Annotated in this window: 11 protein-coding genes; 6 read left to right on the plus strand and 5 right to left on the minus strand. The window is 68.6% G+C overall.

What is annotated here, in order from left to right; genetic code table 11:
- Positions 1–2: 2 nt before the first annotated feature.
- The 3 genes from IAG25_RS00635 to tssJ all read right to left on the minus strand — a co-directional run bounded on the left by IAG25_RS00635 (position 3) and on the right by tssJ (position 3,366).
- Positions 3–1,313, minus strand: coding sequence for a DotU family type VI secretion system protein (locus tag IAG25_RS00635; RefSeq protein WP_187603043.1), 1,311 nt, complete (start codon positions 1,311–1,313; stop codon positions 3–5).
- Positions 1,314–1,333: 20 nt separating this feature from the next.
- On the minus strand, positions 1,334–2,683 hold the full coding sequence (gene tssK / locus IAG25_RS00640; protein WP_187603044.1) for a type VI secretion system baseplate subunit TssK: 1,350 nt from the start codon (positions 2,681–2,683) through the stop codon (positions 1,334–1,336).
- 122 nt (positions 2,684–2,805) lie between these two features.
- Positions 2,806–3,366, minus strand: coding sequence for a type VI secretion system lipoprotein TssJ (gene tssJ / locus IAG25_RS00645; protein WP_255503455.1), 561 nt, complete (start codon positions 3,364–3,366; stop codon positions 2,806–2,808).
- A gap of 152 nt (positions 3,367–3,518) precedes the next feature.
- Between tssJ and IAG25_RS00650 the strand changes: the two genes are divergently transcribed.
- From IAG25_RS00650 to tssC, 6 genes are all read left to right on the plus strand, one after another.
- Positions 3,519–5,891: a CHAT domain-containing protein gene (locus IAG25_RS00650; protein WP_309243900.1), complete on the plus strand. Its 2,373-nt coding sequence runs from the start codon at positions 3,519–3,521 to the stop codon at positions 5,889–5,891.
- Positions 5,892–5,949: 58 nt separating this feature from the next.
- Positions 5,950–7,698: a ShlB/FhaC/HecB family hemolysin secretion/activation protein gene (locus IAG25_RS00655; RefSeq protein ID WP_187603045.1), complete on the plus strand. Its 1,749-nt coding sequence runs from the start codon at positions 5,950–5,952 to the stop codon at positions 7,696–7,698.
- A 41-nt stretch (positions 7,699–7,739) separates the two neighbouring features.
- A complete protein-coding gene (locus IAG25_RS00660; RefSeq protein WP_187603046.1) occupies positions 7,740–14,186 on the plus strand; it encodes a two-partner secretion domain-containing protein in 6,447 nt (2,148 codons plus the stop codon).
- A gap of 13 nt (positions 14,187–14,199) precedes the next feature.
- Entirely contained in the window at positions 14,200–15,231 is a 1,032-nt protein-coding gene (tssA, locus tag IAG25_RS00665) for a type VI secretion system protein TssA (protein ID WP_187603047.1), read from the plus strand.
- A gap of 84 nt (positions 15,232–15,315) precedes the next feature.
- Positions 15,316–15,858 carry a type VI secretion system contractile sheath small subunit gene (gene tssB, locus IAG25_RS00670; protein ID WP_035499928.1) on the plus strand — a complete coding sequence of 181 codons (543 nt, stop codon included), beginning with the start codon at positions 15,316–15,318 and terminating at the stop codon, positions 15,856–15,858.
- A gap of 46 nt (positions 15,859–15,904) precedes the next feature.
- Positions 15,905–17,410 (plus strand): type VI secretion system contractile sheath large subunit, encoded by a 1,506-nt coding sequence (gene tssC, locus IAG25_RS00675; RefSeq protein ID WP_187603048.1) that lies wholly within the window; start codon positions 15,905–15,907, stop codon positions 17,408–17,410.
- A 33-nt stretch (positions 17,411–17,443) separates the two neighbouring features.
- Here tssC and IAG25_RS00680 read toward each other — a convergent pair whose 3' ends face one another.
- Positions 17,444–18,226, minus strand: a complete 783-nt coding sequence (locus IAG25_RS00680; protein WP_187603049.1) for a PP2C family protein-serine/threonine phosphatase — start codon at positions 18,224–18,226, stop codon at positions 17,444–17,446.
- A gap of 19 nt (positions 18,227–18,245) precedes the next feature.
- On the minus strand, positions 18,246–19,607 hold the full coding sequence (gene tagH, locus IAG25_RS00685) for a type VI secretion system-associated FHA domain protein TagH (RefSeq protein ID WP_187603050.1): 1,362 nt from the start codon (positions 19,605–19,607) through the stop codon (positions 18,246–18,248).
- Positions 19,608–19,610 lie beyond the last annotated feature (3 nt).

Consider the following 19,610-nt stretch of genomic DNA (forward strand, 5'->3'; position numbering starts at 1 on the left):
GGTCAGGACCCGGGCTTCGCGAACAGCGTGACTTCCACGCGCCGGTTGCGCGCGCGGCCGGCGAGCGAATCGTTCGGCGCGACGGGATCGGCTTCGCCCTTGCCTTCCGCCTTCAGACGCGCCGCCGGCACGGTGGCCGCGAGCAGGTCGCGCACGTTCGCGGCGCGCTCCTGCGACAGTTCCCAGTTCGACGGATAGCGCGCCGAGCGGATCGGCCGGTCGTCGGTGTGGCCGGTGACGAGCACGTTGCCCGGCACCGCCTTGAGCGCCGCCGCGATCCGTTCGATGAGCGGCCGCACCTCGTCCGACACTTCCGCGCTGCCGGGCCTGAAGACGTTGTCGCCGTGCAGCGTGACCACCGAGCGATCGACGCGGTCATCGACGGCGAGCTGGCCATCGCGGATTTCCTGCGCGAGAAATTCGGCGAGACGCGGCCGCGCCGCCTGCGTGACGACGAGCGGCCGTTGCGCGCCCGCGCGGATCGACGCGAGCGTGTTGAACGCGGGATCGGACAGTTGCCCCAGGCGAAAGCTCATCGCCAGATAAGCGAGCGTCAGCACCAGCAGCGCGAACGCGCCGGCGACCCACACCGGCAGCACGTCGGTCGTGCGCCGCCGGGCCGCGGGCACGCCTTCCCAGTGCGGCGAGAGCGCGCGTTCCGGCTCGCCGCGCTCCTTGCGGATCAGTTGATAGAGCCGCGCGCGGATCGCATCGAGCGCCTGCCTGCCTTGCGCCGCCACGCGATAGCGTCCCTCGAAGCCGAGCGCGAGCACCATGCTCGCCAGTTCCAGCAGATGCAGATGTTGCGCGGGCTTCTGCGCGAGCCGCGCGAGCAACTGGAACACTTTCTCGCCGCCCCACGCCTCGTTATGGAAGGTGACGAGCAGGCTCTGACGCGCCCACACCCCCGCGCCCCACGGCGTACACGAAGCGGCTTCGTCGAGCATCGTGCAGACGATGTAGCGCGCCGCCGTCACCTGTTCCGCCGCGACGCCGTTCACGCGCGCCTGCGCTTCGAAGCGGCGCACGCCGGCCGCGAGCGAATCGCGCAGCGCGGCAGGATCGGCGCACGCGCTCATCGTGCGGATGCGCGGCGCGAGCTGCAACAGCGGCGCGCACGCGGCGACCAGCGGATTGACCGCGCCGCCCTGCGCGAAGGCCGCGTCGAAGGCATGCGCGTTTGCATCGGGCGATGCCGCGCCGGGCGTGAACGGCCCCTGCGTGTTCCCGGTGCGGCGGCGCGCGCCGGGATTGGGCTTGATCATCGTCTGGTCGGATTCGAATCCGGCGAAGGGATCGTCGTCGTTCGTCATGTCGTCGGGAAACCTAATGATCAGTGGCGGATTGCCCAGCACTCCAGTTCCAGCGCCGGAAACTCGCCCGCGATGTACATCGCCAGATTGCCGGTCTGCTCCAGCTCCTTCCACAGTTCGCCGCCGCGATCCAGCTCGAAATACGAATAGCCGGCGTGAAACGGAATCTGACGCGGCGCGACCGGCATCGCGCGCAATTCGATGCCCGGCAGCGCGAGATTCACCAGATCGCGCAGCTTTTCGGCGGGTGCGACCTTGACCTGCGTCGGGAAGCGCGTGCGCAGCGCCTCGCCCGGCATCTGCGCGCTCGCGGCGAGCACGAAGCCGGCGGTGCGCAGCAGTTCGAGATCGTTGATGACGGCGACGCGCACGCCGGGCTTCCTGCTCTGCAATTCGATCGCGATGGCGTTCGGCTCCGGCACCTGCGCGAGCAGTTGCCGCACGTCGCGCATGAGCGGTTCGAAGGAACTGGCGAGATCGTCGTGGCGATACGGCGGATAGGCGAGCACGCGGCGGCGCTCGTCGAAGGCGGCGAGATCGCCCGCGAGCGCGAGGGTCGTCTGATAGAGGCGTTCGGGATGCAGGAGCGGCACCTGCAGCAGATGCGCGAACTGCGGCTCGAAGCGGTTCAGCGTTTGCAGCAGCAGGAAGTCCGCGATCTCGGAGACGCCGCCGCGACCCGGATTGGCGATATGCCGCGCGAGCCGGTCCGCATGCTGATGCAGCAGCCCCGCGATTTCCTGTGCGTGGCCGAGCAAACGCGCATCGGCGAGCGCGTGGAGCATCGGCGGGACATAGCGCGCGTCGAGCATCACGCGATTGTCCGCGCGCCGCTCAAGCACGCGCGCAATGCCGATGGTCGCGAACGCGTCGGTGGCGTCGCGGGCGAGCATGAGCCGCAGGTTCGGCGCGCCCACGCGCATCTCGGCGACGCGGTCGGTGCTGGTCGTGACATCGGCGACGGCGGTGTCGGTCGTGCGATAGCGCAATGCGTCGGCGTGACCGTTGAGCGCCGGAGCCGTGCCGTCGGGATCGAACTCCTTCGCGCCGGAGCGTTCCAGCGGCAGCGCGAGCAGCACGGTTTCGTCGCGCGCGCCGGCGGGGATGTCGAGCGGCGGCGGCGCGGGGAAGTCGTCGGGAAAGGAGAACGCGGTGCCGTCGGGCAACACGCCGAACGCGTGCGCGAGCGCGATCTTGCCGAGCCCGAGCGCGACTTCATCGAGCATGACCGAAGCCCAGCCCCACGACCATGCCTCGGTCGCACGCGCATGCGAGCGCACGAGATGCTCGATGAAGCGGTCGTGCTGCTGGAAATGCTGAGGTTCGAGAAACAGCCCCTCGGACCAGATCATGCGTTGGTGCCAGGTCATGGTGGCGTATCCGCTTCGCGTGGGTTCGGCGTTCCGCTCGCGCATTGCCGCTGCATGGCGCGAGCGCTCCGCTCATAGAACGATCCAGCGGCGCGAATTTGCAAAGCGGCGCGGGGGCGGATTCACTTCGCCTTCTTCTTCGACGGCGGCGGCGCGGGAGCGGGCTTCGCTGCGATCGACACATCGGCGGTGTCGATGCTCACGCTCATGATCGTCGTCTGGTTCGGCGGCACGGGCGCTGTTGCCCGCCAGCGCGAGCGCTCGATATCGCGATACGCCGCCACGACCGCGATGAACTTCGTGCCCGGCTGCACCGGCTGCTCGACGCTCTGCTTATCGCCGGGCTTGAGCAGGAACTCGTTCTTCGCATTGAGATCCGCACCCAAGGTCGCCTGATCCTTGCCGTAGAGCGTGAAGAAGTCGGCGCTGTCGAAGGCGGCGGTCGCCTTCAGCTCGTACACGCGCACGAGCACGGGCGACGGACGGCCGCTGCGATCCGGATTGACCTTATCGATGGCGTTCACGTCGATATGCACGATCGTCGGCGGCGGGGGAGGAGGCGGCGGCGGCGACTTGCACGCCGTGACGGCCAATGTGCACATCAGGACGAAAGGCGCGACGACGCGCGCGGCAATGAAGCGCATGAAGCGCCCGAAGCGTGAAATCGGCTCGACGTTGCTCATGGTTCGTCCGTATGCCTGCCAACACAGCAGCAGACGAACGGCGCCGCTGCATTTTTCAAACCGGCCGCAATGGATCGTCTACTCGTGACACCGCCGCGAACGTTTGCCGCTCGCGTCGAAACAAAAGCCGGGGTCCATCGAGGAGCGCATCTGTGAAACCGATCGAGCGGATCGCGTCGGCCTGTATCGAGGCCGATGCACACGCGCCCATGAGCGGCGCGGCCAAACGGGTCGAAATTCTGTTCGCGCTGCTTACGATGTTGGCGCTGAGTGCGCCCGCCGTTCATGCGCAGGCCACGCTGCGCGCTGCCGGATCGGCATGCGCACCGGATGCCGCCAGCATTCAGCTCGCGTCGAACGATCTGCACGAACCGGGCATGCAGCTCGCACAGAACGACGCGCCTGCCGGACAACCCGCGCGAGGCGCGCGCAACGCGCCGGACACGAAGGAAACGCACGCCGCGTCTGCATCGGACGCCGCGCAAGGCGCGCCGCTCACGAGCGCGGCGCGCGACGCCGAAGCCCGCGTGCGCGACGCCGAAACCATCGCGACGCTCTCGAAGGAAGGCCAACTGCTGCTTGCGCGCGATCAGGTCAAGCTAGACGGCTACGCGTATTGCAGCATGTCGGTGGCGGCGGCGGAGCGCGGCGACTTTCGCGAGAGCATCGAGGCGGCGTCGCGCGCGCTCGTCGTCGCGAAGGAGACGGACAACGCCAATCTCGCCGCGCTGTCGCGCCGCGATCTCGCGATCGCCTACAGCTACGCGGGCGATCTCGACGACGCCGCGCGCTACGCAAAAGAAGCGCTCGCCGCGGGCGAGAAGAATCCGCAGCAAGTGCTCGCGCCCGCGCACAAGGTGCTCGGCGACATCGCGGCGCGGCGCGGCGATGCGGCGGCGGCGCTCACCGAATATCGCGCGGCGCTGGATGCGGCCTCGCCGCGCTATCGGCCGCTGGTGCTCTTGTCGATCACCAATGCGCAGATCGCGAGCGGCGATGCGGCGGGGGCGCGCGCGACCTTCGAGCAGACCCGCGATGCCGACGGCACGCTGCTCGCGCCGCTCAGGAAACGTATCGAAGGCAATCTGCTGCTCGCCGAGAACAAGCCCGAGCAGGCGCTCGCCGCGTTCTCCGCGAGCGCGGCGAAGGGCGGCGGTTCGGATGCGAGCTACGACAATCTGTGGGCGCACGAAGGCATGGGCCGCGCGTATCTCGCGCTCGGCAAGCGCAAGGAAGCCCGCGATGCGTGGCTCGCCGCGCTCGACGATTCCGAATCGATCCGCGCGCGCTTTCGCAGCGACGAGTTCAAGACCGGCCTCTTCTCCGACACGCAGACGGTCTTCGAGGAAACCATCGCGCTGGTCGTCGAGGACGGCGACTATCCGCTCGCGTGGACGCTGTCGGAACGCAGCCGCAGCCGCGCGCTGCTCGACGTGGTGCGCAACCGGCTCGACAAGAACGTCGATGAAACGCAGCTCAACGGCCGCACGCTTGCGCTCGCCGACGTGCGCGCCACGCTCGCGCCCGGCGAGGCGATCGTCGAATATCACGGCCTGCCCGACCGGATGATCGCGTGGGTCGTGCGCGCCGATGGCATCACGGGCTTCACGCTGCCGATCAGGCGCCACGACATGACGCTCGCCGTGAGCGACTTCCGCAACGCGATCATTCGCGGCAAGCCGCAGGCGATCGCCTACGGCACGAAGCTCGATGCGCTGCTGATCGAGCCGCTTGACCTGCGTGCCGACGAGCGGCTCATCATCGTGCCGAACGGGGCGCTGCACTACATGCCGTTCCAGGCGCTCAAGAACGCGCAGGGCTTTCTGATCCAGCGTCACGCGATCTCGCTCGCGCCTTCTGCGAGCGTCGCGGTGCAGCTCGTGCGCCGCCAGCAGCACATCGCGAGCAATCTCGTCGCGTTCGGCAATCCGCGCATCGGGCCGGAGTACGAACTGCCGTCGGCGGAGGCGGAAGTGCGCGCCATCGGCCCGCTGTTCGCGCGCAACGAGACCTTCCTGCGCAGCGACGTGACGCGCAAGGCGTTCGACGACAACGCGCCGGCCGGCCGCATCGTGCATGTGGCGACGCACGCGCAGGCGGACACCATCGATCCGCTGCATTCGCGCGTGCTGCTCGCGCCTTCGAGCCAGCCCGCCGATGGCCCCGACCCGCTGCTCGCCGCCGACATCTACAACCTCAAGCTCGACACGGTGGCGCTCGTCACGCTGTCCGCGTGCGAGACGGCGCTCGGGCGCGTCGGGCGCGGCGACGAAATCATGGGCTTCACGCGGGCGTTCTTCTATGCGGGCGCATCGGCGCTGCTGGTGTCGATGTGGCCGGTCGCCGATGAATCGACCGAACTCACGATGCGCACGTTCTATGGCTCGCTCACGAAGGGCGAGCAGGCGATCGACGCGATGCGCGACGCCCAGCTCGCGGTGCTCGCCAATAGCCGTTTCGCCCATCCGTTCTACTGGGCGCCGTTCGATCTGATGGGCAACTGGCGGCTTTCGGTCGCCCGCTGAGTTTCGTCCGACGCCGTGCCGCGCCGGTCCCGATGAGGATGTCGCCGTGAACCATGCCATGAAAACCGAACTTCCCGCCCGGCGTTTGCCTTTGCGTCTGCGTCCGCGCCGTCTCGTGCGCATGGCGGGCGCGAGCCTCGCCTGCGCGAGCGCGATCACGGCGTGGGCGCAGCAGGTGCCGCTGCCCGGCACGGCGCAGGTGCCGAGCGCGGGCACGCTGCTCAACGAGCAGCCGCGCCCGCCCGTCACCGCGCCGCCGCCCGGCGGCGGGGCCAACGCGCTGCCCGCGCCGATCGCGCCGCCCGAGCCCGTGCCCGAGGGCAAGAAGTTCGTGCTCAAGAGCATCCGGCTCGCGGGCAACGAGACCTTGCCCGCCGACACGCTGCTCGCGCCCGTCGCCGACAGGATCGGTCAGGAAGTGTCCATCAACGATCTCAACGCGATGGCCGCGCGCGTCGCGCAGGTGTATCGCGATCGCGGCTATCCGCTCGCGCAGGTCGTGATTCCGCCGCAGGACGTGACCGAAGGCGATGTCACCTTCACGGTGCTCGAAGGCAAGATCGGGCGCGTGCGGCTGACCTTGGCGCCGGGCGCGCCGATCAAGGAGTCGCTCGTGCGCGCGCGGCTCGCCGCGATCGAGCCGGGCAAGCCGCTCAGGCAAGGCGAGCTCGAACGCACGATGCTGCTGCTCTCGGACGTGCCCGGCATCAAGGTGAGCTCGGCGCTGGAGTCGGGCAGCGCGCCCGGCACCGTCGATCTGAACGTGACCGTCGAGGCCGCGCGCCGCTACGACTTCGCGCTCGCCGGCGACAACTACGGCTCCGCGCCCGCCGGGCGCTGGCGTCTGGGCGCGGTCGGCCGGCTGGCGTCGCCGTTCGGCATAGGCGACAACCTCGACGTGAACCTGCTCGCCGCCGAGCGCGCGGACACGCTCTACGGACGCGTGGGCTATGACGCGCCGGTCGACGCCAACGGCACGCGTCTCGGGATCGCGTACTCGCATCTCTACTACTACCTCGGGCAGGACTTCTCGGCGCTGCAGGCGCACGGCAACGCCGATGTGGTCACGGCGTCGGTCACGCATCCGCTGATCCGCTCGCGCAGCCAGAACCTGCTGTTGCGCGGCGCGCTGGAGTATCGCTCGCTCACGGACAAGATCGATACCGTCAACTTCGACAATCCGCAGAAGCTGTATGTGGCGAGCGTCGGGCTGTCGTACGAGAGCCGCGACAATTTTCTGGGCGGCGGATTCAACAGCGCCGACCTGCAACTGGCCTTCGCACACCTGAATATCGATTCGACGGCCGGGCAGCTGATCGATCAGGGTCCGGGCGGACGCGACACCGCGGGCAACAGCGTGCGCATGATCATGCAGGCCAACCGCCTCAATGCGATCACGCCGAAGACGAGCTTCTTCGTCGGCGTGTCGGGGCAGTGGGCCAACCAGAACCTCGACAGCTCGTCGCGCTTCGCGCTCGGCGGGCCGAAGGCGGTGCGCGCGTACTCGCCGTCGGAGGCGATCGTCGACGAAGGGCTGGTCGCGACGGCCTCGTTGCGCTACGCCGTGATTCCGACGCTGACGCTTTCCGCCTTCTTCGATATCGGCGTGGGCCGCTACAACGCGCGCTCGGTGCCGGGACAGGGCGCCAACACCGTCACGCGCAGCGGGGCGGGCCTGGGCGTCTTCTGGAACGCGCCTTACGGCATCACCGTGGACGCCAGCGTGGCGTGGCGCACCACCCGCGCCGACAGCACCGGCGATGACAAGGTGCCGCGCGTATATGTTCAGGTTTCCAAATCGTTTTAGCTGATCAACGCCGCATCGGAGCGGTCAGACAGGAGTTCGACATGAGCGACGACATCAGCCTTCGGACCCGCCGGCATCGCCGGGAGTGGGAGCGAGCGATCCGGCGGCTTGCCAGGCGCGCCGCGCGCCATGCGGGCATCGACGTCAAGCCGGCCGCGCTGTTGCCGCTGATCGCGCTGGTGGCCGCGCCCGGCGTGTTTGCGCTGCCAGGCGGCGGGCAGGTGGTGACCGGCAACGTGAGCATCAGCCAGCCAGATCCGCACACGATGACGATTACGCAGGGCATGCAGAAGGGCATCGTCAACTGGAACTCGTTTTCGATCGGCGGGAACGAGACGGTGAACATAGCGCAGCCCTCGCCGCAGGCGGTGCTGCTCAATCGCGTGACGGGCGGCGAGGCGAGCAACATTGCCGGGCATCTCAACGCGAACGGGCGGGTGTTTCTCGTCAATCCGGCGGGCGTGCTGTTCACGCGCGGCGCGTCGGTGAACGTGGGTTCGATCGTCGCCTCGACGCTCGGCATTTCGGACAGCGATTTTCTCGCGGGCAAGTATCGCTTCACGAGCGCGCAGAACGCGGGCGGGCTGGTGCGCAACGAAGGCACGATCACGGCGAATGAGCGCGGCACGGTCGCGTTGCTCGGCGCGCAGGTGGACAACAGCGGCACGGTGAGCGCGAAGCTCGGCACCGTCGCGATGGGCGCGGGCAGCGACATCACGCTCGATTTCGCGGGCGACGGCCTCACCATGCTCAAGATCGACGGCCCGGCGGCGCAGGCGCTCGCGAGCAACTCGGGCGTGCTTCAGGCCGACGGCGGCCAGGTGATGATGTCGGTGCAGACCGCCGATGCGCTCGCCTCGACCGTGCTGAACCAGACCGGCACGGTGCGGGCGAGGAGTGTGGCGGAGCGCAACGGGCGCATCGTGCTCGATGGCGGCAACGCGGGCCTGACGCAAGTGGCGGGCAGCGTCGATGCGACCGGCGGCGCGGGCCTTGCCGGCGGCAATATCGATATCACGGGATATCACGTCGAACTGAAGAGCCCCGTGTTCGATGACGAGGGCAAATTGCTGCAGCAGGGCGCGACCATTGACGCGAGCGGCGGTGCGGGCGGCGGGCGCGTGCGCGTGGGCGGCGGCTCCGCAGGGAAGGAAACCGATATCCACAACGCCGATGCCGTGTGGATGGGGCCGGGCGCGCAAATCCACGCGGATGCGCTCGACAGCGGCGACGGCGGCAACGTCGTCGTCTACGGCGCAAACGCGGCGCGCGTGTACGGCACGCTCACGGCGCGCGGCGGGAACGTGGCGGGCAACGGCGGTCTGATCGAGACGTCGGGGCGGTTTCTGGATGTGGCGGGCGCGAATATCGATGCATCGGCGCTGCATGGCATAGGCGGAACGTGGCTGCTGGATCCGTACGACCTGACGATCACGTCGACCAGCATCGACAGCGGCGGCGGGCCCAATTTTTCCGCGTCGTCGGACCTCTCGACGATCTCGGTCGGCACGATCAACAACCGTTTGAACGCGGGGACGTCGGTCACCATCAATACCGGGACGGGCGGCACGCAGAGCGGCGACATCACGCTGCAAGGCATGATCGACAAGTTTCAGGGCAACGCGGCGACGCTGACTTTGCTCGCCGCGCGCTCGATCATCATCGACAGCACGGCGGAGGGAAGCGGCGGGGCGGGGATCATCTCGTCGCAGGCAAGCACCGCGCCGGCCAGCCCGCTGTCGGTCGTGCTGACGGCGAACACCGCGGGTCACACCGACGGCACCGCGCAAGTCCTGCTGCGCGGATCGGAAGGCAATGCGCCGCTGCAGTTCTTCACCAATGGCGGCGACGTCACCATAGGCGGGCAGGCGGGCGGCGTCGCGCCGCGCGTCGTGGTCGACAACGTCAACATGGACACGCGCACGCGCACGGATACGCTGTCGGGGGACGGAGCCGTCCAGATCGGCACGGATGCGCCGAGCGGCCGGATCTCGATCAATGGTTCTGCCCCGGTGGACGCGGTCGGCGACGCGCGCGGCCTCGGCTACGGCGTGAATGTCGAAGGCGGGTCCACGCTGCAAACGACGACCGGCGCGATCGCGCTGACCGGCGACGGCGTGACGGGCGGCGTGAAGGTCGGCGGCAGCGCCGGCAACAGCACGCGCGCCTCCAGCATCACTTCGACGGCGGGCGAAATCAGCCTGAACGGCACCGGATCATCGGCAGGAACCGGCGTGATTCTCACCGGCGCGAACCTGAGTTCGGGGGGCGGCGCGATCTCGGTGACGGGCACGGGCGGGACCGGCGGCGCGAGCACCGGCGTGGCCATGAGCGGCGGCAGCCTCTCGACGACGACGGGCAACGTCACGCTCACCGGCAACTCGTCCACGGGCGTCGGAGTCGCGATCAACGGCGCAACCCTCGATGCGACCGGCGGCGGCGCGATCACGGTTTCGGGCACGGGCTCCTCGCAAGGCGTGGCGCTTTCCGACGGCGCGCTCAGATCCGCCACCGGCAATCTCTCGGTCATCGGCAACTCGGCGGCGGGCAACGCCGTCTCCATCAGCGACGCGACGCTCTCCACGTCTGCCGGCGCAATCTCGGTGACGGGCACCGGTCTCGCAGGCGGCGTCACGCTCTCGAGCACGGACGTCGGCTCGGTGACGGGCAACGTGACCATCGACGGCACCTCCGCGGACGGCATCGGCGTCGCGCTCGGTCAGGCGACGCTCACGTCTCGCAGCGGCGCGTTCTCGCTGACGGGACACGGCGGCGCGGGCGGCGTCTCCGCGCAATCGGGCAGCATCGAGCCGGGTTCCGGCAACGTCACGATCGACGGCACCGCGCTCGCCTCCGGATCGGTTGCACGCGCGGACGGCGTCTCGCTCTCCGTGATGCCGATCACCACGACGGGCGGCATCACCATTCGCGGCCACGCCGCACTCGATGGCCCGCTTGGCGGCGGCGTGACCATCGAGGGAGCGGGCGAGGGCAACATCACGCTGCGTTCGGGCCTGCCCGGCATCCGCGTCTACGGCAGCGGCAACGGCTACGAAGGCGTCTCGACCTCGGCGGGCGGCGTGGACAGCGGCCGGGGCGTCTTCTTCGTCGCGTCCAACGGCAACGGCACCGGTGGCCCGATCGACATTCGCGGCGTGACCAACGGCACGGAAATCACCGCGTCGGGCGCCGATGCGCGCTTTCATTCGGGCGTGAAGCTCGTCAACGCGAGCCTCGACGGCTCGGACATCACGCTCGCCGGCTCCATCTCCGGCGGCGCGACGGTGGAACTGGCGGGGCTGCAGATCATCGATTCCAGCGTGGGCTCGACGGCCACGAAGACGCTCACGCTGCGCGCGTCGAACACTGCCGCGAACACGTCGTCCATTGCGTTCGATACCGGCTCGACCTCGCTCGATGCACGCTCGACGCTGGCCGCGCCCCACGGCACGCTCGTGCTCGCGCCGGGCAGCGTGTCGGCGACCGCGTTCGACATTGCCGCCGACGATGCCGCGCCGATCAGCATCGGCGTGACGGGCGCGACCGGGCGCGGCTTCACCATCGACAGCACGCTGGGCACCCGCTTCACGACGAGCGTCGATAACATCTATATCGGCTCCGCGTCGCACACCGGGCATATCGCGGTCGGCGCCACGTGCGCCGCCGCGCCGTGCGCGGGCCTGCCGACCTTCGGCAATCTGTCGGTCGCCAACGGCGGCGCGGGCAGCCAGGGCATTTCCTTGCTCTCGGGCATTTCGCTGGGCGGGAAGCTCACGCTCGATTCCGCCGGACCCGTGACGCAGGCGGCGCCGATTGGCGCGGTCGGGCTCCTGCTCACCGGGCCGGGCACGTTCACCCTGACCAACGCGAACAACGTCTTCGGGCCGGTCACGCTCGTCGGCACCGGCAATACGTCGCTCAGCGGCACGAGCCTGACGCTCGACAGTGGCAGCGGAACCGAATTCGATGCGGCCACCAACGCCTTCAGGACGATCGACGGCACAACCCGCTCGACGCTCGCGGGCAACCTGACGCTCACATCGACGACCGGCGATATCGAGATCGGAACGCCGCTCCAGAACGCATCGGGCCACGACATCACGCTCGATCTGCACAGCGCCGATTCCGTCACCATCGGCTCGAACATCACCTCGACGCTCGGGGCGCTCAATCTCGTCGCCGACGCGCTGAACGAAGTGTTCGTCGGCGGTTTCGCGAGCGGCGACGGCACGGCTTCGCGCGTCGCCATCCAGACCAACGGCGGCAACGTGACGCTGACCGGGCATGGCGCCACCGTGACCACGTCGGACGGCCCGACCAGCACCACCGGCGCGGGCGTCGTGCTGCGTCTGGCCGACATCGATACGCGCACGGGCGCGGCGAACGACACGCCGACGTCCACGGGCGGCGCCGTGACGATCCACGGCACCATGCCCGCGCCAGCCGGCGCCGCCGGATCGTTCCTGGGCACGCGCGCGGGCATCGAAGTCAACGACGCGACGATCGCGACCGGCAGCGGCGACGTCACCCTCATCGGGCAGAGTCTGAATCCCGGAGTGAATCCGGGCGGCGGCGTGGTGCTGGGCGATGCCGCGCAGTTCAAGTCCGGGCCGGGCGGTCCCGCGCGCATCACCACGGGCACCGGCGCGATCCGCATTTACGGCACCGGCAGCGGCCCCGGCTATGCCGGCGTGACGGTGACGGACGGCGCGTCGATCACGAGCGCGGGCGGCCTCATCGACATACGCGGCAGCAGCGCGAGCGTCTACGACATCACCGGCGCGAGCGCGTCTTCGCCTACTTACGGGGTGCTGCTGCTGAACGGCTCGATCAACGCGAGCGCGCCGTCCGGCACGGTTTCGATCGCCGGGTCGACGCCCAGCGCCGATGCGGGCATCGCCTACGGCGCCGTGCCGCTGCCGGGCTTCCCGCCGCTGACGGCCGGGCCGTTCTCGATCACGACGGGTGAGGGCGGCGTCATCTCGCTGCGGGCGTCCAACAACGGCACGGCCACGAGTCTCCTGGGCCGCGTAGGCGCGGGCTCGATCGATCCGAAGGGCGGCACGCTCGCGATCTCGGCTGCATCGGTCGATCCGTCGAGCTTCAACGTGACCGCGCTGAACGGCGTGCCGATCACGCTCTTCGGCACGAGCGCGACGCCGGGCCTCTCCATCGACAACGCCACGTATCAGACCTTCTCGACCAGCCTGCAAACCCTCGTGCTCGGCTCGCCGACGCAGACCGGGCGCATCACGGTCGCGGGACCGTGCGCGGGCGGCGCGGGCTGCGCCACGCGTCCGGCGGTTGCGACGAGCCTCACGCTCGAAAACACCGGCGCCGGCAGTCAGGGTATCGATCTGCCTTCCGGCATCGCGCTGCCGGCCAACGCCACGCTCGCGCTCGACACGACCGGCACGGTCAGCGATCCGGGCGGCGTTCAGACCGGCACGCTGGTGCTCGCGGGCGGCGGCGTCTTCAATCTGCTCGATCCCAACGACGTCGGTACGCTCGTCATCGCGGGCGCGGGCACGGTGAACTTCAGGAACGCGGGCAGCTTCACGATCGGCACCGGCCGCGCGAACGGCGTCGATGCGAACGGCCGCGTCGTCCCGATCGGCGGCCAGCCGGGCACGCTCACGGGCAATCTCGTCGCAATTTCCGACAACGGCCAGGTCACGCTCGGCGCGCCGAACGCGCCGCTGAATCTGCAGGCGGGCGGGAGCATCGACCTCGTGATGGAGAACGCATTCTTCGCCAATCCGTACGGGAGCACGCTGGGCGCGGGCAACGCGTGGCGCGTGTGGGCCATGACGTGGCAAGGGGAGAACCGCAATGGCATCGATCCGCGCGGCCCGCTGCCGAACTTCTACGGCTGCGTCTACGGCGGCGTGTGCGGCTGGAACGGCCGGCAGTCGATGGATGTCGTGTCGGGCAACGGCAATCATTTCGTGTACACGCAGCGGCCGGCGATCACCGTCGATATCGGCAATCAGGATCGTTACGCCGGGCAGGATAACCAGCCGTTCAGCTACTCGTCAGGGCAGCGCTTTCTGAGCGGCGATCAGCAGGGCAACGTGCTCGCCGGTTCGATGAGCTCGCCGGCGAACCGGAATTCCGCCCCCGGAACATACGCGATCAACGGCACGTTCTCGTCGGCCGTGGGCTACGACGTGACCGTCGTTCCCGGCACGCTCACGGTGATGGCGCCGCCCCCGCCGCCTCCACCGCCGCCCCCGCCTCTCGAAGGCGCGGTCTTCAACCGCACCGGCCTGCAACCGCTCTTCACCGCGCAGGAGCAGAGCTTCGTCTACGAGAGCAATCTCGGCGGCGTCAATGTCTGTGTTGGCACGAGCGAGCCGATCCTTGCCTTGCAGCAGTCCGAAGGACCGGCCGACTCGCTCGCCTCCGAATGGAAGCGCGTGCGCTCGCGGCCGAACCTGAACAACTGTCTGGTGGTGAACGGCCAGCACGGCTGCGGCGAATTCTGAGAACGGAGCCGTGATGATCGATGTAGAACCGCTGCTCGCGCCCGCCGAAACGATGCCGCCCGCCGGCGTCGATCTCGAATACGATCCGGCATTCCTCGCGTTCGAGGCGCTCGCGCGCGGCAATCCCGAGCGCCAGTTCGAGGCGCTCGCTGAACCGACCGCGTGGCCCGATGTGCTCGAAGAGTCGCGGGCGCTGCTCGCGAAGTCGAAGGATCTGCGCATCGCCGTGGTCTACGCGCGGGCCGCCGCGCGCGTCCACGGCCTCGCGGGTTTTCATGCGGGGCTGCGGCTTCTGACGGGCTTGTTCGAGCGCTACTGGGACAACCTCTATCCGCCGCTCGATGCCGACGACGACAACGATCCCGTGCTGCGCGTCAACGCGCTCGCGCCTCTCGCGGACGCCTACACGCCGTTCGCGGAAGCCGAAACCCTGCTGCACGACCTGCGCGAGACCGAAGTGTGCCGCGCGCGCGGCGAGCGGCTGACGGTGCGCGACATCCTGATCGCGCAGGGGAGGCTCATGGCGGCCGAAGGGGCGAGCGCCGCGACGCCCGCGCGGGTCGAAGGCATGCTCGCCGATGCGCTCGCGCAGGATCGCGACGTCTTCGCTGCCGGTATCGATCTGCCGCGCGTGGTGCAGACGCTCGGCATCGTCATGACCGGGCGGCTCGGCGCGGAGCGTACGCCGCTCATCGAAAAGATGATGGACACGGCGCGCTGGATCGCCACGCAGTTGCGCGCGGCGGCGCAGCCGGATGCGTCGGAGCCGGCCGATGCGGCTCCTCTCGGCGCGATGGCCCCGACGCCCGCGAACGCTCCCCGCGTGGCGGCGCGTCCCGGCGAGATCGCGACGCGCGAGGACGCCATCGCGCTGCTCGACGCGGTCTGCGCGTTTCTCGAACGCACCGAGCCTGCGCATCCCGCGCCGCTTTTGATCCGGCGCGCGCGTGGATGGCTCGGCAAGGACTTCCTCTCCGTGATGCAGGACCTGGCGCCGGAGAGCCTCACGCAGATTCACCTGATCGCGGGAACCAGGCCGCGTTGACCGCGCGGGCCGCAACCCGCTTTAAAACAAGCCACGCGTGAATCGTCTTCCAGGCGTGGCTCATGCACATGCACAGGAGGCCTCATGGCAACCAGCAGTCAGAAGTTCATCGCCCGCAATCGCGCGCCGCGCGTGCAGATCGAATACGACGTCGAGACTTACGGCAGCGAGAAGAAGATCCAGCTTCCGTTCGTGATGGGCGTCATGGCCGACCTCTCCGGCAAGCCCGCCGAAGCGCTGCCGCCCGTCGAACAGCGCAAGTTCCAGGAAATCGACATCGACAACTTCGACAGCCGCATGAAGGCGATGCAGCCGCGCGTCGCGTTCCAGGTGCCCAACAAGCTGACGGGCGAGGGCAATCTGAGCGTCGATATCACCTTCGATACGCTCGACGATTTTTCTCCCGCCGCCGTCGCGCGCAAGGTCGACTCGCTCTCGAAGCTGCTGGAGGCGCGCACGCAGCTCGCCAATCTCGTCATCTTCATGGATGGCAAGAACGGCGCGGAGGAACTGATCGCGCGCGTGCTCGACGATCCCGCGCTGCTCAAGACGCTCGCGACCGCGACGCCCGACAAGGCCGCCGCCGACGACGCTTCGACCCCAGCCGCCGCGCCCGCCGCCGAGTGAGCACATCGCGCAAGCCATCACGAACGAGCCCTGAAAGGTAACGACCATGTCCGACATTCCTCAAACGGCGGAAGCCGCACCCGAACTGCAGGGCGCGACGCTCGAAGGCAACGACCTCGCCTCGCTGCTGAACCGCGAGTTCCGCCCCAAGAGCGACGAGGCGAAGACCGCGGTGCAGACGGCGGTGCAGACGCTCGCGCAGCAGGCGCTCTCGCAGACGCAGATCATCTCCGGCGACGCCATCCGCTCGATTCAGGCGATGATCGCCGAGATCGACAAGAAGCTCACCGAGCAGGTCAACGAAGTGATGCATCATGCCGACTTCCAGAAGCTGGAAGGCTCGTGGCGCGGGCTGTACTACCTCATCAACAACACCGAAACCGACGAGATGCTCAAGATTCGCGTGATGAACATCTCGAAGAAGGACCTCGGCAAGACGCTCAAGCGTTTCAAGGGCGTCGCGTGGGACCAAAGCCCGCTGTTCAAGCAGATCTACGAGCACGAGTACGGTCAGCTCGGCGGCGAGCCGTTCGGCGCGTTCATCGGCGACTATTACTTCAATCAGACGCCGCCCGATGTCGAACTGCTCGGGGAGATGTCGAAGATCGCGGCCGCGGCGCACTCGCCTTTCATCGCCGCAGCCGATCCGAGTCTCCTGCAGATGGACTCGTGGCAGGAACTCGCCAACCCGCGCGATCTCACGAAAATATTCGGTACACCGGAATATGCGAGCTGGCGTTCGCTGCGCACGTCGGAAGATTCGCGCTATATCGGCCTTGCGATGCCGCGCTTTCTGGCGCGCGTGCCGTACGGCGCGAAAACCGAGCCCGTCGATGAATTCGACTTCGAGGAAGAAACGGGTTCCGCCGATCACTCCAAGTACACATGGGCCAATTCGGCCTATGCGATGGGCGTGAACATCACGCGTTCGTTCAAGCTCTATAGCTGGTGCTCGCGCATTCGCGGCGTGGAGTCGGGCGGCGCGGTCGAAGGGCTGCCCGTGCACAGTTTCCCGACCGACGACGGCGGCGTCGACATGAAGTGCCCGACGGAAATCGCCATCTCGGACCGCCGCGAGGCCGAACTCGCAAAGAATGGCTTCATGCCGCTGATCCATCGCAAGAACTCGGATTTCGCGGCGTTCATCGGCGCGCAATCGCTGCAGAAGCCATTCGAATACGAAGACCCCGACGCCACCGCGAACGCCGCGCTCGCCGCGCGCCTGCCGTATCTGTTCGCCTGCAACCGCTTCGCGCATTACCTGAAGTGCATCGTGCGCGACAAGGTCGGCAGCTTCAAGGAACGCTCCGACATGGAGATCTGGCTCAACAAGTGGATCACGCAGTACGTGGATGGCGATCCGGCCAATTCCTCCGAGCACACCAAGGCGCAGAAGCCGCTCGCCGCCGCCGAAGTGAAGGTGCAGGAAGTGCCGGGCGCGCCGGGCTACTACACGTCGCAGTTCTTTCTGCGTCCGCACTATCAGCTCGAAGGGCTGACGGTCTCGCTGCGGCTGGTGTCGCGTCTGCCATCGCAGAAGGAAGCGGCCTGAACGTTTCAGATGTTTCGTACGCTGATGCCCGCTTCACGCGGGCATCAGCAACACCGTGGTTTCCGACGCATCGCCCACCCACACCGCGCTCGCGGTGAAATTGTCGTGTCTGGGCCGCGCGCTGCCGCGCAGACGCGTCACCATCAGATCGAGCCAGGCGGCAGGCGTCTGCGCCTGTCCGATCGCCTCGATCATCATGGATTCGTCGAGATACTCCCAGAAGCCGTCGGTGCAGAGCAGGAACGCGTCGCCATCGGCGATCGGGAACGGCTCTCCGGACGCCGCAATGTCGAGATCGTCCGCCGTGCCGAGCGCCGAGAACAGCACGTTGCGTCGTGGATAGCTGCGCACGTCGCGTGCTTCGAGCAGGTTCGCATCGATCATGCTCTGCACGAGACTGTGATCCTGCGTCTGCACGACCGTCGCGCCGCGCCGGAAGCAGTAGAGCCGTGTGTCGCCGCAATGCGCCCACGACGCGAGGCCCGCCGCTTCGTCGATGCCGAGCAGCACGGCCGTCGAGCGCATCTGCGCCAGATCGCCGTCATGCTCCTGCGCATCGATGATGGCGTCGTTTGCGCGCAGCAGCACGCGCAACAGGTTCGGCCCCGTGAGTGCGACGCCCGTTTGCGCGACGCGCGCGAGTTCGGCGAGCACGGTATCGACCGCGATGCGCGAAGCGGTATCGCCGCCGCCGTGACCGCCCGCGCCGTCCGCAACCACGCTCGCGAACAGCGCCGCGTGCCGCCATTGCCCGTAAGCGTCCTCGTTGCGCGAGCGTCCGCCCACATCGCTCACGCTTGCGGTTTGAAGTTGCATGTCGGTTCTCCGGCGCGCGTCACGGGCGGCCGCGGCGTTTCAGTTCGCTGATCTGCGCTTCGTAGGCGGCGACGAACGCCCGGCCGAACAGCATGTGGAAATCTTCGGTCGCCTCGCTCGACAACTGGCCGTAAAGCTCGGTGAAGAGATCCCAGCAGCGTGCGCGGCGCTTCTTGCCGGACATGAGATCGTCGAACCGCGAGCGCCCGGGCAGACGCGCCTCGATGCGTTGCGGCTCGAAGCGCTCGAACACGCCGTCGAGCGCCGCGCGCATGCCGGCGACCATGCCGACCTGATGCGCGCGCAGATCGGCGCAGGCATCGGCGAGCGCCGCGGCGGGCGGCATGAAGCCGCGCGTGGGCCCGCTGAGCAGATGCGCGAGCGCGGCGTCCACGTTCGGCGAGAACTTGAGCGGATTGTTGTCCGCTGCCGCGATGATCGTCGCCTCCGTGCGCATTTCGCGCTTGAACGCGGCGCGCGCGGCGAGCAGTTCGAGCGTGCCTTGGATCGACTCGCGCAACAACGTGCCGATGAGCTGCATCAGCGCGGGCGTGAGCGCTTCGATCCGCACGCCGGGGGCGTCGAGGCCTTGCAATAGGGCTGCGATGAGGGCGCGCTGATCGCCCTGCACCGCAGGCGCGGGCGCAGGCGCGGCCACCTGCGCTGGCGCGGCGCGCGCGGACGGCGGCGTGAACGCGCTGTGCAACTCCGAGCCGGCGTCGGACAGCGTGGCGGGCGGCGCGACCGGCCGCGCCGCGCCGGTCAGACTCGCGAACGGGTCGTCGTCGTGGGCGGTGTTAGGTTGCGTGATGGGATCAATAAGCGGCTCGATGAGCGGTTCCGTCAGCGGATTCGACGCCCCCGGCGCGAGACCGAAAAGCTCGTCGATGGAACGCTTCGAAGCCGGATCGTCGAACTCGAAGTCGAAACGCTCATGCGGCGCGCCGGACTCGGGCGCGGCGAGCGGTTCGGCCGCGGCGGGCGCATCGAAGAGGCCCGCGAACGGATCGTCCGGAGTCGCGGCGGCGCTCGCGTATGCCGTCTCGAAGGACGTCTCCGTGCGATCCTCGTCGCACACTTGCGCGCGCAACTGATAGCCGCCGATCTGCACTTCGTCGCCGTGCGCGAGCGGCACTTCCTGGCCGGGATCGAGCGGCACGCCGTTGACGAGCGCGGGATTGCTGCCGCGATCGGTCAGCCGGTACGCGCCGTCGCGCCACGCGATCTGCGCGTGCATGCGCGAGACGGTGCGCTCGGCGTCGTCGAGCACGAGCCGGTTCGTCACCGCGCGCCCGATGGTGCCGCCCTCGGCGCTGAAGCTCGCCGCGAGCGGCGTGCGCGGCGGCTGGCCGTTGTGACGGGTCACCGTGAGTGTGAGCATGGT

Origin of the sequence: Caballeronia sp. EK (assembly GCF_014384845.1) — a bacterium.
In the GTDB taxonomy this organism is placed as follows: domain Bacteria; phylum Pseudomonadota; class Gammaproteobacteria; order Burkholderiales; family Burkholderiaceae; genus Caballeronia; species Caballeronia jiangsuensis.

Bases quoted from the DNA above. Each gene is read 5' to 3' on its own strand.
- IAG25_RS00635 (WP_187603043.1), bottom strand. From the start codon at position 1,313: ATGACGAACGACGACGATCCCTTCGCCGGATTCGAATCCGACCAGACG.
- tssK (WP_187603044.1), bottom strand. From the start codon at position 2,683: ATGACCTGGCACCAACGCATGATCTGGTCCGAGGGGCTGTTTCTCGAA.
- tssJ (WP_255503455.1), bottom strand. From the start codon at position 3,366: ATGAGCAACGTCGAGCCGATTTCACGCTTCGGGCGCTTCATGCGCTTC.
- IAG25_RS00655 (WP_187603045.1), top strand. From the start codon at position 5,950: ATGAAAACCGAACTTCCCGCCCGGCGTTTGCCTTTGCGTCTGCGTCCG.
- IAG25_RS00660 (WP_187603046.1), top strand. From the start codon at position 7,740: ATGAGCGACGACATCAGCCTTCGGACCCGCCGGCATCGCCGGGAGTGG.
- tssA (WP_187603047.1), top strand. From the start codon at position 14,200: ATGATCGATGTAGAACCGCTGCTCGCGCCCGCCGAAACGATGCCGCCC.
- tssB (WP_035499928.1), top strand. From the start codon at position 15,316: ATGGCAACCAGCAGTCAGAAGTTCATCGCCCGCAATCGCGCGCCGCGC.
- tssC (WP_187603048.1), top strand. From the start codon at position 15,905: ATGTCCGACATTCCTCAAACGGCGGAAGCCGCACCCGAACTGCAGGGC.
- IAG25_RS00680 (WP_187603049.1), bottom strand. From the start codon at position 18,226: ATGCAACTTCAAACCGCAAGCGTGAGCGATGTGGGCGGACGCTCGCGC.
- tagH (WP_187603050.1), bottom strand. From the start codon at position 19,607: ATGCTCACACTCACGGTGACCCGTCACAACGGCCAGCCGCCGCGCACG.